Raw genomic sequence first — 12,911 nt, forward strand, 5'->3', positions numbered from 1 at the left:
GCGGCCTCCTTCGACGACATGTACCCTCATTATCAACCAAGCCAACACACGCTTCAAGGTTTTTCGGCAGATTGGCAAAATCAGTTATCGGAGCCGAGGTAAATCCGGATCACCGAGCCCCGTTCCACCTTCGAACCGGCGGCCGGCGCCTGCCGCACCACCGTGTCGCCTGAACCCGACGAGGCGAGCCGGAAGTTCATGTTCAGATCCTCATACAGATCGCTCACGGTTTTGCCGACTAAATTCGGCACCGTCACAATCGGCGTATCTCCGTATCTATATTCTTTTTCCACTTGTTTGGTCCTCGGTTTCACGCCCAGATACGGAAGAGCGTCAGCCATTATATTGCGGACGATCGGAGCGGCCACCACTCCGCCGAACTGGATGCCCTGCGGATTATCGACCGCGACGTAAACGATCAGCTGCGGATCGTCCGCCGGGGCGAAGCCGATGAACGAAACGATATGCTCGTTGGCGGAATACCGGCCGCCGACGACCTTTTGCGCGGTCCCTGTTTTGCCGCCGACCCGGTAGCCGTCCACGAACGCGTTGCGCCCCGTCCCCTGCGCCACGACGCTCTCCAGCGCTTCCCTCACCTGCTTGGAAGTCTCGGGCGAGATCACCTGTCTCACCAGCTCCGGCTTCACTTCCTCCAGCACGGTACCGGTTTCCGGCTGAATCCACGATTTGGCTACATGCGGCTTAAACAATTTACCACCGTTTATGGCCGCCGACACGGCCGTAATCTGCTGAATCGGCGTAACGGACACGCCCTGCCCGAAAGCCGTGGTGGCCAACTCCACCGGTCCGACTTGCGAAGGCTTGAACATAATGCCGTTTTCCTCTCCATTTAAATCAATGCCTGTTTTTTGTCCGAACCCGAAGGCGTTGATGTAAGAAAACAGCTTTTCCTTGCCCAGCCGCTGGCCGAGCGCGACAAACCCGGGGTTGCAGGAGTTTTCGACCACTTCCAGGAACGACTGGCTGCCGTGTCCGCCTTTTTTCCAGCAGCGCAGCCTGGCGCCGCCTACTTCCGTATAACCGGGATCGTAAAAATGCTCTTTCGTAAGATTCACTTTTCCTTCCTGAAGCGCCGCCGCCAGCGTGATGATCTTGAAGGTGGAGCCCGGCTCGTACGTCATCCAGATCGGAAGATTTCGGTTGTACACTTCGGACGAAACTTCGCGGTACTTGTCCGGCTCGTATGTCGGACGGCTGCCCATGGCCAATATTTCCCCGTTTTTCGGATTCATGGCGATCGCAATGACGGATTTCGGCTGAAACTTGAGCACCGCCTGGTCGAGCTCTCTCTCCACAATCGACTGCACCGTCTGATCGAGGGTGAGCTGCAAAGTGAGGCCGTCGCGAGGCGGCGTATATTGATCGCTGGAATCCGGCATCACATCGCCGTTCGCCTGGGCGAGGTACGACACGCTTCCCGCAAGCCCGCTCAATCTTTGGTCATAACGGAGCTCCAGCCCGGTCAACCCTTGGTTGTAACCGCCCGTAAAGCCGAGAATGTGCGCGGCCAGGCTGCCGAACGGATAATAACGCTTGTTGTCTTCTCCGATATAAATGCCGGGCAGCCCCAGCTCGCGAACCTGCTGCGTTTTATTCAGACTGATTTTCCTGCCGGCCGGCTTGATGTCGACAATTCGTTCTCTCTTGGACAGCTGCTTGAACAGGACACTTTCGCTCATCCCGAGCACGGGAGCAAGCCGGCGGGCCGTCTCCGCCTTGTTCTTGATTTGGGCAGGAACGGCCCAGATCGTCGGAGAACTGATGTTATAGGCGAGCCGGACACCGTTGCGGTCGATCACTTCCCCACGCTTGGGCTGGAACAGCACCTCGCGGCGCCACGAATTTTCCGCACGCTCCGACAGCTCGGCGCCTTTCCACAATTGCACGTAACCGAGCCGGATGATGAGCGCCGCAAAGGCGATCACGACGAAGAGAAGCGCGAAAAACAGCCTTCTGCGAACCGTTACCTGCGATATTTTCATCACAAAACCCCCTATTCCGCAGACGAGGTTCCGGGCACACGTCAAAGGCGCACGCTGCCGGTCCCACGTTTTCTAAAATATTCTGCGAGTTAGGGGGTTTAGAACAAGCCTTCAGCCGCCCGGTGCGGGCAAAGCCGCGGGAGCGCCTGCACTCGCGCCGGCGGCGGTCGGCGGCGCTAATGTAAGTTGGACGGTCAACTTGCCTGCGGTTTTCACTTCCTGCTGCGACACGACATAGCCTTCACCCTTCACCGTGCAAGCTATCTTCAGCAGGGAGCACATTTCGAGCGCGTCCCGCAAAGACAACCCCTTGAGGTCGGGGATGCTCCCCGGATTCGTTTCGGTGAGGAGAAATACCGGCTGGGAAACTGGCAGCACACTTCCGGCTTTGGGCAGCTGCTGAATCACTTTTGCGCCTTTACCGATCGTGACGGCATCGAAGGAACGGCGCTTCAGTTCGCTTTGCGCCTGTCCTACGCTCATTCCCGTAACATCTTCGACGGTGGCCGTCAGATCGCTTCTCGCCACGGACGCACCGGACGCAGCCGATTTGTTCTGCTCGTCTTTGCTTAAATTCGGCATGACGCCGAGATGCCGCAGCGATTGCTCCATAATTTTTTTGAAGATTGGCGCGGCGACGGTACTGCCGCCGGCCAAAGCCGTCTGCGGTTCGTCCACGATAACGTACAGCACGATCTTCGGATCTTCGACGGGGGCGTAGCCGATAAAGGATACGACGTATTTGTCCGCAGAATATTTGCGGTCAATGACCTTTTGGGCCGTACCCGTTTTGCCGGCAATCCGATAACCGGGGATATAGGCGTTTTTGCCGGTCCCGATCTTTTGGTCGCTGACCACGGTTTCCAGGTATTCGCCCACTTTGCGCGCCGAATCCGCGGAGATAACCTGGCGCACCACTTTCGGCTCAAATACTTGTTTCGTGCCGCTGGCCGGATCGGAAATCGATTTGACGAGATGCGGCTGCATCAGCTTGCCGCCGTTGGCGACCGCCGCCACCGCGGTCACTTGCTGGATCGGAGTGACCTGCACACGGCCTTGGCCGAAGGAGGCTGTCGCCACTTCGCTTGGAATATTGTTGTGAAACGAAATCGCTCCTGCCAATTCGCCCGGCAGCTCAATGCCGGTCTTCTGCCCGAAGCCGAAAGCGTCTATGTAACTTCGAAGCTTCTCCGCTCCGAGCTTCTCGAATCCGAGTTTTACAAAAGCGACGTTGCTGGAATGCTTGAGCCCGTCCAGGAACGTAATTTCTCCCCAGCCGCGTCCGCCGTTATGGTCACGAATCGGTTTCGCTTTATTCGTCACTAAAATGCTGCCGGACTTGTACGTCTCGTTCGGATCAAATTTTCCTTCCTGAACGGCCGCGGCCAGCGTGACGATTTTAAACGTGGATCCCGGCTCGTACACCGACTGAATGGCGTTATTTTTTTGGGCCTGACCCTTCGCATTCCAATACTGATTCGGATCGAAATCCGGCAGGCTGGCCATGCCGAGAATATCCATCGTTTTCGGATCCGCGGCGATCGCCGTGATGCTCACGGGGTTATATTTCTCGTAAGCTTCGCGAAGCGCTTCTTCCACATAAAATTGAATATCCCGGTCGATCGTCAGCGTGACGTTCTTGCCGTTGACCGCCGGTTTCATTTCGACCTTGCCGTTCGGCAGCTGCGCGCCGGTGGCGTCTTTTTCGTACTTGATGAAGCCGGGCGAGCCTTTCAGCGACTCGTCGAGCGTTTTTTCCAGCCCGAGAATGGCGCTGCCGTCTTTGTTTTCGTATCCGAGAATATGGGAGGCGAGCAGCCCGTTCGGATAATAGCGTTTTTGGTCCTCGAGGAAATAAATGCCGACATCTTTTTTGCCCGTCAGCTTCTTCAACTCTTCTCTGAATGCATCCAGCCTGTCGCGCACCGATTTGTCGATTTTCCAGCCGTCCGGGCGGACCTCTTTTTGCTCCAGAAACTTGCCGTCGTCCTTTTTGGCTGTGACGATGGCCCGCAGTTTGTCTTCCGGTGTTCCTAAAATGTTGTGCAGCTTGGATACGATCCTGTCGGCGACGCGCCAGTCGGGGTTTTCTTGATCCAAAAGGGCGATTCGGTTCGGCCCGAGCGCCACCGTGTAAGCCGCGGCGTCGGCAGCCAGCACCACTCCGTTGCGGTCCAGCAGCATTCCGCGTTCCTGTGGAATCGACTTACTCGTCATCCAATACTGGCGAGCTTTATCCGCCCATTGTGCGGCGACGGGTCCCACCTGAATCCAATAGATCCGAAAGACCAATCCGAGAAAAAGGAGGGTAAACAATGCGCCCATCCACAACGTCCTCAGCCTGATTCTTCTGGTCATCCCTTAAACCACTTCATTTCTTCGAATTCATCGCGACGGCGGTTCCGTTCTCGCCGACCCTGATGCCTTCGGGATCGAGCGGCACCATGCCCATCTCGGTAGCCTTCTTATTGATCCGCCCCGGATCGCTCAAACGCTCGACTTCCCGTTGGAGCTCTTTAATTTGCACCGTCGTTTGCTCGTATTTCCGGTTAATCTCTTGAATTTCCCGGTTCACTTGATAGATTTGCGCGTAACGGAAAAGAACGACACCCGCCACGATGACGAAAAGCGCCAGCGTGAACAAGTACAGAAGCTTCTCTCCCATGGGCAGCTGACGGCGGCGGATGACCCGCTCTCTTTGTTTGACCGGCTGCGCCTGTTGTTGCGGCTTACGCTCCGGACGCAGTGCAAGGTTGCCGTAATAAGCCATAATTTTCGAAATCCCCTTTCCATTCTTCGATACAAATAAGCACAATTCGACAAAAGAAAGTTAAATTTTTTCCGCTACCCGAAGCTTTGCCGAACGGGCCCGAGGGTTCTCGGCAAGCTCCCGCTCGGAAGGCAGGACCGGTTTTCGGGGTGTTAATCGAAGCCTGCCCCCGCTGCCGCCGCCGCACACGCATACCGGAAAATCCGGGGGGCAGGTGCAGGTAGCGACTTCCGCTTGGAACGCCGTTTTGCAAATTCGATCTTCTAACGAGTGGAAGGTGATCACCGCCACCCTTCCTCCCGGGTTCAGCACGTCGATCGCTTGCGCGAGCGCATCGCGAAATGCGCCGAGCTCGTCGTTCACCGCAATCCGCAAAGCCTGGAACGAGCGCTTCGCCGGATGAGGACCTGTTCTGCGCGCGGCAGCCGGAATCGCCGATTTGATCAAGTCTACAAGCTGACCCGTCGTCTCGATCGGCGCTTTGGCTCTGGCGGCCCCGATGGTCCGGGCGATCGACCGGGCGAACTTTTCTTCGCCGTAGTCGCGCAAAATATCGGCAATTTGTTTTTCATCCCATTCGTTCACGATCGTCTTGGCCGTCAGCGGCTGATCGCGGTCCATCCGCATATCCAGCTCCGCGTCATGCTGGTAGCTGAAGCCTCTCTCGGCTTCATCCAGCTGCGGACTGGAGACGCCGAGGTCGAACAGTACCCCGTCCACCCGGGGAATCCCGTCAATCTCCTCGACGCCCGCGGTGCGAAGCGCCTGCTTCAAATGGCGGAAATTGCTTTTCACCAGCGTCACGACCGAACCGAAGGACGACAATTTGACCCGCGCGTTCTGCAGAGCGGATTCATCCTGATCGAGGGCAATGAGTCGGCCGGTCGTACCGAGTCTGGACGCGATTTCCGCGCTGTGACCCGCTCCGCCCAGCGTACAATCGACGTAAATGCCGTCTGGCCGGATTTTCAGCCCCTCTACCGCTTCGTCTTTGAGTACTGTTACGTGGTGAAACATACTTTCGCCCTCCCGGTCTCCTTTTTGGAGATCCGTCTTTCTCTCTGCTATGTAGATGAGTTGTTAACGGTTTAGAAGTTGAAATCGAAATCCACGAGCTTCTCGGCGATCTCGTTGAAGGAATCCTGAGACTGCCGGGAATATTGTTCCCAAGTCGCTTTGTCCCAGATTTCTACACGGGAAGAAACGCCGATGACGGTGCAGTCCTTCTCCAGCTTCGCATACTCGCGCAGGTGGCCCGGCACGTTTACCCTTCCCTGTTTATCCCATTCGCATTCGGAAGCGCCGGCGAACAGCAGCCGGGAGAACGCCCGCGCGTTGGCGGCCATGGAAGGGAGAGCCTTCATCTTTTGTTCCAATTGGTTCCATTCGGCGCGGGGGTAGACGAAAAGACAGTTGTCCAATCCGCGGGTGATGATGAAATCGGTGCCGAGGGCTTCACGAAACTTGGCCGGAATAATAATTCTGCCTTTGTCGTCGATCGTATGCTGATACTCGCCAAGAAACATGCCCCCACACCTCCCCCAACATTCACCACTTTTCACCACAACGAACCACTTAGGTACAGTTATTCTACCACCAAAACAAAAATCCTGCTCGATGAGCAGGATTAGAAAAAATTATTTTAGGGGATTAATGACTTTCATTTTCCGGCGGGGAATCGGGGATTTGAGCGTCAGACGGCGCCGTTTGCAAGCGTGCTCTGCGTCTTCCGCGGAAAACGGCATACACGGGAACACCGACGAGGGCCGCGACGGCGGCAACGGGCAGAAGTGCGGCGACGAACACGAGAAGCGCTTGGCCGAATTCTCCTAACGCCCGCGCACTGCCGGTCAAGGCGGCGGTCATTCTCTCGCCCAGCCCGCCCGGCTTTTCCTTTTGTCCCATCGATTCAGCAGTTCCTTCATACAGCCTCAGATTCACGGTGGAAAAAGCCACGTTTTGATCCAAATACCTCATCCGGCCTTTGATCTGCTCGATTTGCTCCTGTACGTCGGCCAGTTGCGAAGAAAACCGCACCAGGTCATCGCTGCCGTTCGCTTTATCCATGAAAGCCAGGAGACGGGCTTCCACTGTTTTCTTAGCTTGCAGCCGCGCCTCCAAATCTACATATTCTTCGGTGACGTCGCTGCCTTCCATATTCAATTGCAGGTCTTTCCGAATCTTCCTGAGCTGCTCGATAAAAGAAGAAAATCCGTCTGCCGGAACTTTGATGACGTAGGTCGCGCCTTTTTCGTCCGCATTCACGCTGTTGGAGAAGTTGAGAATGTAACCGCCGCTTTGATGAATCGCATCCCGCAGTTTTTCGTCCGCAGATTCGAAGCTGGGTACTTTCATAGTGACTTGGGCTTTATAGATAACTTTGCGGTTCATTCCGTCATCCGTAACGGCCATCGGCATAATGCCTCCCTCGGCTTGCGCCGCGGCGCCCTTGACCGCCGGTTTGGCGTCGCTGGAACTCGTGGTGTAGAGTACGGTATCGGATGTTACGTTCTTTGCCTCCGCAGCCGGGGCCGATTTCGCCGAGCCGGACATCGCCTGCGGTTGTACCGCCCTCGAGTCTTGCGACGACTTTGAGGAAGAACAGGCAGCCATGGAGAGCGTTGCGGCAAGCAGCATTGTCAATGCGATGATACCTGTGAACCGGCGCTTCCCCATTTTTGTTCCGTTGGACATAGATATCCCCCTTTTCCGGTATATACGATATAGACGCGGAGTGGGAGGAAAAAGTTACCGGACCTTACAGTTATGAGTGACTAAATACCGCTGCTGTTCCGCTCGAACGCCTGGGCGGGTGGGTATTTACACAGCAAAAAGCCTCCACTTCGCCATTTAGACGAAGATGGAGGCCCTGGTTGTAAATATTCAGTTTCAGTGCGCGGCCCAGCTATCGAGGTAGTCTTTCTGCTCATCCGTGAGCGTATCGATGCGAATGCCCAGCGCTTCCAGCTTGGTGCGGGCGACTTGCTCGTCGAGCTCATACGGCACGTTGACGACCCGGCTGCCGATTTGTTGGTAGTTTTCGTTCACGTAGCGAAGGGACAGCGCTTGAAGCGCGAACGTCATATCCATAATTTCCGCCGGATGTCCGTCCCCTGCCGCCAGATTCACCAGACGCCCTTCCGCGAGCACATAGATTTTGCGGCCGTCCTTCAGCGTGTACTCTTCGATGTTGCGGCGGACGATCCGCTTCGAAACAGACATCGCCGCAAGCTCCACCAAATTGACTTCGACGTCGAAGTGGCCGGCATTGGACAAAATCGCTCCGTCCTTCATGTTCGCGATATGCTCGCCACGAATGACGTCCTTGTTCCCGGTTACGGTGATGAAATACTCGCCGACTTTGGCGGCTTCCGCCATCGAGAGAACCGTAAAGCCATCCATGTACGCTTCAACCGCACGAATCGCGTCCACTTCCGTGACGACGACGTTCGCGCCCAGACCTTTGGCGCGCATGGCCACACCTTTTCCGCACCACCCGTAACCGTTGACCACGACCGTTTTGCCGGCGACGACAAGGTTTGTCGTACGGTTGATGCCGTCCCACACGGACTGCCCCGTACCGTAGCGGTTATCGAACAAATGCTTGCAGTACGCGTCGTTGACCGCAACCATCGGAAATTTCAGAGATCCTTCTTTCTCCATCGCCTTCAAGCGGAGAATGCCCGTGGTCGTCTCCTCGGCGCCGCCGCGGATGCCGGCAAGCAAATCCTGCCGTTCCGCGTGGAGAATCGTGACAAGATCGCCGCCGTCGTCGATGATGAGGTCCGGCTTCGTTTCCAGCGTTTTGACCAGCAGGTCCTTGTATTCTTGAGGATCCGGATTGTATTTGGCGAATACGGCAATACCGTCTTCCACGAGCGCCGCACATACATCATCCTGCGTTGACAGCGGGTTGCTGCCCGTGATGACGACTTCGGCGCCGCCGGCTTGAACCACTTTCGCGAGATACGCGGTTTTCGCTTCCAAATGGAGCGAGATAGCCACACGCAGCCCCTTGAACGGCAAATCGCGCTCGAATTGTTCGCGGATCCGGTTCAGCACCGGCATGTGGGCCTGCACCCAGTCAATTTTGAGTTTGCCTTCCGCGGCCAGCGAAAGATCCCGGATAATACTCTCGATAGAAGTTTTCAAAATATCATGACCTCCTGTTATCGATCCCATGTGAATGGCATGCTTTTATCCATCAGCCAGACGAAAACCGCCGGAAACGTCAAAAGGGACGTCCTTCCACGCGGCGAGCCAGTCCGGACCGTACTTGTTCCAAAAATGAAGCGTGCCGTAAACGCGTTCCTGGTCTTTGCCGCCCGGCTTCAGCGAAGAACGGATGCGATCCCATTGGCGGAGCGAAGCTTCATGCCGCTTGGACAAAGCGTCGACGGATCGCGTCTCCAAGTACGTGATTTGTTCCAAAATTTTGTCGCGGTTGCTCTGCGACAGCTTCGCCAAGTCCGGCTGCAGAGACGATACCGTCTCGATGACCGGCGCATACAATGCCAAAAATTGTTCTCTCGCCGTCTGGAACCTGCCATGCAAATCCCATTGGTCCTGATCCGAGAGCCATTTCGCTTTGCGCGCTTCCCATTCGGTCAAAGCTTCTTCGACGGTTAAAGAAAATTTCGCCAGCAATTTGGATATCGTATGCTCCAAATACGCGAACGATTGCCGCGGCACCAGCAGCGGAATGCGGAGACCGAAAGTCTCGAACGCTTGCCCCAGTATGCCCCAGTAGGCGAGCTCGGACGGCCCCAGAACGGCGGCTAATACCGGAAATAAATAGTCCTGCATGAGCGGCCGGGTCAACGCATTCGTGCTTAGCTGATCCGGAGCATCTTCCGTCAAGGCCAGCATGTCCTCATAGGCAAGGGAAACATGGCCTCTGCGGTCAACGAACAGCCCGTTGTCTTTATGCAGCAGAAGGCGGCCTTCTTCATGATGAAGAAACAAATTCGCGCTCCCCGGCGCGGTTTCCGCCTGCAGCGGCAAACCCAGGCCGGTGACGGCCCGCTCTCCTTGGGCGAGCGCCCGTTCCAGTTCGTCGTTCCGCCCGATCAACTCCCGAAACATCGGACCTTCCGCCGCTCTCAGCGCCGGGTCGTCGGCATCGAGCAGCACGAGCCCTTCCGGACCGAACCATTCCGCGATCAGCCGCGCGAAAGCGAGACTCAGCGTAGGCGAATCCGCGGTATGTTCGCGCAGCCGGTTCAACACACCCGGTTTGAACTCCGTATCCGGGAGCGCCGCTTCCAGCTCGGCGACTGCCGATTCCCAGTCGGCCGGAGACAGCAACGTACGGCTCACGGCAAGCCGCGAGCCTTCGGGACGTTCGATCCGGATTCTGCCCACTTGGCCGTCCGCCGTCTGCACGTGAACATGGTTCGCTTCCTCGAAATCATGGTCTTCTCCTGCGATCCAAAATACCGGCACCACTGGCCTGCCCAGCAGGCGCTCGGCATAGCGTGCCGTCTGAATCACGGTTAACGCTTTATAGTAGATGAGCAGAGCACCGCCGAACAACCCGGCTTGCTGCCCGCCGACTACGACCAGCGTGTCCGGCTGGGCCAGCAGCTCCAGCGAACGCTGGGCCGCAGGATGAACAGTCAGCTTGGCTTGATAGGCTTTCAAGGCCTCCGTCACCCGCTGCCGGTCCGCGCGAAGCGGACTTTCGCGATCAAGCCATTCGGCGCGCTGTCGCCAGTCCTCCTCCCTGGAAGGATGTCCGCCGAAAAGTGCGGATACTTGCGGATCTTGCCGCCGATAACGTCCCGCCAAGGACGGAAGATTCGGCTCTTGCAGCGATATCACGTTCAACGGGCCGTTTCCCCCGATCGATTCAAGTAAGATGACTGCTTTGATTTTACACAACCTGAGAAACCTCGTCAAAACCGTTTAGAGCCTCCGGCAGGCCAAAAAATAACCGCCCTCCGGCCCGAAGGGCGGCGAGCGGTCTTTGTCTCTGTTTTATACAGGAGCGATCAACCGGAGCGACATCAGCACGAGGTACATGAAGCTCATCGCGAAAAATGAAAGCCGCCAAACGGCCCGTATGATGCGCGCCGTATCGACTTTGCCGCGGATCCGGTTTTGCGCGTTGCCGATCAAACCCGCTCCTATCAACATGATCAAGACGATGAAATAGAAGCCGAGGTTGGAGCCGAAGCGCTCTTTCAGCAGCGTGGCGACGATGCCTAACAGAAAAGCGGTGGTGACGTCCATCGATAAACGGATCGATTTATTTCGCTCCATTCCCCGTGTCCTGCCCAACAAATACACGACCAAAAACGGAACGACTGGAATAGTAGCCAATCCGGCATATAAATAGACGATGTTGTTCCATAACCAACTCATACTTTACGCTCCTCAGGCGACCGGATACCTTTCACGAGAACCGTCAGCGCGGCATTTAGCGGCGCTTCGATTTTTGCGGATTCCGCCAAACGACAAACGGCGCCGTTCAGGGCGTCGATCTCCGTCTCCCGCCCGTTCAGCACATCCTGCAGCATAGAGGAACGATTGGCCGAGGTGGCGGAACATACGGCAAGTACGCTGTTCCACAGTTCGGAGCTGTCCGTACCGCTCAAGCCCGTCCGCTGCAATATGTGCGCCGTTTCCCGGAACAACGCTTCCATGACGGCTTGTCTCCCGGATGTCGCCGTCAGCTCTCCGTTGGTCACCCGCCATATCGCGGTCAACGGATTAATCACCGCGTTGATTAACAACTTCCGAAGCATTCTCTCCCGGATATTGTTCGACATAAAAACGGAAAATCCTGCCTGCTCCATCATTTGAATCAACGTCTCGTCATGCTCCGCTGAGCCGGCCGCTTCGCCTGCAGCACCGGACGGAGAGCCAATCCATGTCTGCCCGCTGCCGGTATGTCGAACGGACGCTGTCCCGGTGCGGAGAGCGCCTTCGGTGGTGACCGCCGCCAGAAGACGGCGTCCGGGCAGAGCAGCCGCAGCCGGCTCCACATGGCCGACGCCGTTCTGAAACAGCGTGACCGCGCCGTCTTCCGCCAATGTTTTCGCCAAAAATTCGAGAAGCGCCGGCCCTACCGCCGTTTGTTTGACGGTAAGCAGCACATTCCCCCGATAACCCGGCTTCACTTCCCGCAGCGGGATCGCACGGACAGGGACCACATGTTTCAATTCGCTTGCGGCGCTTTCCACGGTGATTCCTTCCCGGTTGATGGTGCCGGCCTGATCTTCCGAACGTGTCCACAACACGACGTCACAGCCGGCCGCTCCCAGCTTTCCGGCCAACAGCATACCGAGCGCGCCTCCGCCCATCACCGCGATTTCCGTCATCGTTCGTCTCTTCCTTTTCCGTTTTTCTTTACCATATCAAAGCCGCACCATAAGGGGTAGTCCCTGCAGCAAACAGCAAACGGCCTGCAAGGGAAATTTCCCCGCAGGCCGCTTTCATCAAACAGACCGTTATTCAATTCGTTCCAAATTGCCGTTGGCGTCCATTTTGAACCGCGCCCGCTCTTCGTCCGGCTCTTCCGCGAGAAATGCCAGCCGGCGGGCCCTGTCCATAATCCGGATCAGCGCCTTGTAGTCGTCGTTGACGACCTGGTAATCGGTCTGCACTTCGTCGACTTCCTTGGAAAGCCGTTCGTTCTGCTCCTTATATTCTCTTAGCTGTTCGTCCTTCTCTTTCAATTCCTTTTCCATTTGCCGGATTTGCCGCGTCATATCCTGAACGCTGCCTTTCCATTGGCGCAAATATCGGATGATCGCTTCCAAAGAAAGAGATTCCGCGGACATGGCATCGTGTTTGGCCGACTCGCCGTCGTCGGATAACAGCCGCTCGGTGCCGGAAATCGCGGTAATGCCTTGTTTCTTCAGATAGCTGCGCTTTTGGCGCTGCTGTTTGGCCATGCCAATCGCTTCTTCATATCGTTTGCGGACGCAGCTGTTCCAGCGGAATCCGCACGCCGCGGACGTACGTCCAATGCGCTGTCCCACCTCTTCGAAAGCGGCCAGCTGCGTGCTGCCTTCCCGGATATGGCGCAGCGTGACCTCCGCCAGGATCAAATCGTCATCCGGACTCCATGCGTCCTGTCTCACAGCCGTCATGGGTGCCCTTCCCTCCTTGCTTCACTTGGATTCGTCGGT

General features: G+C 56.7%; 11 protein-coding genes. All 11 read right to left on the bottom strand.

Features of this window, described 5'->3' with window-relative positions; all coding sequences use genetic code 11:
• Positions 1-80 precede the first annotated feature (80 nt).
• Positions 81-2,003, bottom strand: coding sequence for a stage V sporulation protein D (locus tag E5161_RS05680; RefSeq protein WP_136776742.1), 1,923 nt, complete (start codon positions 2,001-2,003; stop codon positions 81-83).
• Positions 2,004-2,114: 111 nt separating this feature from the next.
• Positions 2,115-4,361: a penicillin-binding transpeptidase domain-containing protein gene (locus tag E5161_RS05685; RefSeq protein ID WP_136776743.1), complete on the bottom strand. Its 2,247-nt coding sequence runs from the start codon at positions 4,359-4,361 to the stop codon at positions 2,115-2,117.
• A 13-nt stretch (positions 4,362-4,374) separates the two neighbouring features.
• Positions 4,375-4,773: a cell division protein FtsL gene (gene ftsL, locus E5161_RS05690; RefSeq protein ID WP_136776744.1), complete on the bottom strand. Its 399-nt coding sequence runs from the start codon at positions 4,771-4,773 to the stop codon at positions 4,375-4,377.
• 60 nt (positions 4,774-4,833) lie between these two features.
• A complete protein-coding gene (gene rsmH, locus E5161_RS05695) occupies positions 4,834-5,790 on the bottom strand; it encodes a 16S rRNA (cytosine(1402)-N(4))-methyltransferase RsmH (protein ID WP_136776745.1) in 957 nt (318 codons plus the stop codon).
• A gap of 71 nt (positions 5,791-5,861) precedes the next feature.
• Entirely contained in the window at positions 5,862-6,299 is a 438-nt protein-coding gene (gene mraZ, locus E5161_RS05700; RefSeq protein ID WP_136776746.1) for a division/cell wall cluster transcriptional repressor MraZ, read from the bottom strand.
• 124 nt (positions 6,300-6,423) lie between these two features.
• Positions 6,424-7,467: a DUF4349 domain-containing protein gene (locus tag E5161_RS05705; protein WP_136776747.1), complete on the bottom strand. Its 1,044-nt coding sequence runs from the start codon at positions 7,465-7,467 to the stop codon at positions 6,424-6,426.
• 195 nt (positions 7,468-7,662) lie between these two features.
• Positions 7,663-8,925, bottom strand: coding sequence for an adenosylhomocysteinase (locus tag E5161_RS05710; protein WP_425456453.1), 1,263 nt, complete (start codon positions 8,923-8,925; stop codon positions 7,663-7,665).
• 45 nt (positions 8,926-8,970) lie between these two features.
• Entirely contained in the window at positions 8,971-10,596 is a 1,626-nt protein-coding gene (bshC, locus tag E5161_RS05715; RefSeq protein ID WP_246042130.1) for a bacillithiol biosynthesis cysteine-adding enzyme BshC, read from the bottom strand.
• A 156-nt stretch (positions 10,597-10,752) separates the two neighbouring features.
• Positions 10,753-11,139, bottom strand: a complete 387-nt coding sequence (locus E5161_RS05720; RefSeq protein WP_136776750.1) for a DUF3397 domain-containing protein — start codon at positions 11,137-11,139, stop codon at positions 10,753-10,755.
• Complete coding sequence (locus E5161_RS05725) at positions 11,136-12,098, bottom strand: ketopantoate reductase family protein (protein WP_136776751.1); 963 nt, start codon at positions 12,096-12,098, stop codon at positions 11,136-11,138. The genes E5161_RS05720 and E5161_RS05725 overlap by 4 nt, the downstream gene beginning before the upstream one ends.
• Positions 12,099-12,227: 129 nt before the next feature.
• Complete coding sequence (locus E5161_RS05730) at positions 12,228-12,872, bottom strand: RsfA family transcriptional regulator (protein ID WP_136776752.1); 645 nt, start codon at positions 12,870-12,872, stop codon at positions 12,228-12,230.
• Between the last annotated feature and the right edge of the window lie 39 nt (positions 12,873-12,911).

Origin of the sequence: Cohnella pontilimi (assembly GCF_005049045.1) — a bacterium.
In the GTDB taxonomy this organism is placed as follows: Bacteria; Bacillota; Bacilli; order Paenibacillales; family Paenibacillaceae; genus Cohnella; species Cohnella pontilimi.

Bases quoted from the DNA above. Each gene is read 5' to 3' on its own strand.
- E5161_RS05680 (WP_136776742.1), bottom strand. From the start codon at position 2,003: ATGAAAATATCGCAGGTAACGGTTCGCAGAAGGCTGTTTTTCGCGCTT.
- ftsL (WP_136776744.1), bottom strand. From the start codon at position 4,773: ATGGCTTATTACGGCAACCTTGCACTGCGTCCGGAGCGTAAGCCGCAA.
- E5161_RS05720 (WP_136776750.1), bottom strand. From the start codon at position 11,139: ATGAGTTGGTTATGGAACAACATCGTCTATTTATATGCCGGATTGGCT.
- rsmH (WP_136776745.1), bottom strand. From the start codon at position 5,790: ATGTTTCACCACGTAACAGTACTCAAAGACGAAGCGGTAGAGGGGCTG.
- E5161_RS05725 (WP_136776751.1), bottom strand. From the start codon at position 12,098: ATGACGGAAATCGCGGTGATGGGCGGAGGCGCGCTCGGTATGCTGTTG.
- E5161_RS05705 (WP_136776747.1), bottom strand. From the start codon at position 7,467: ATGTCCAACGGAACAAAAATGGGGAAGCGCCGGTTCACAGGTATCATC.
- E5161_RS05685 (WP_136776743.1), bottom strand. From the start codon at position 4,361: ATGACCAGAAGAATCAGGCTGAGGACGTTGTGGATGGGCGCATTGTTT.
- E5161_RS05730 (WP_136776752.1), bottom strand. From the start codon at position 12,872: ATGACGGCTGTGAGACAGGACGCATGGAGTCCGGATGACGATTTGATC.
- mraZ (WP_136776746.1), bottom strand. From the start codon at position 6,299: ATGTTTCTTGGCGAGTATCAGCATACGATCGACGACAAAGGCAGAATT.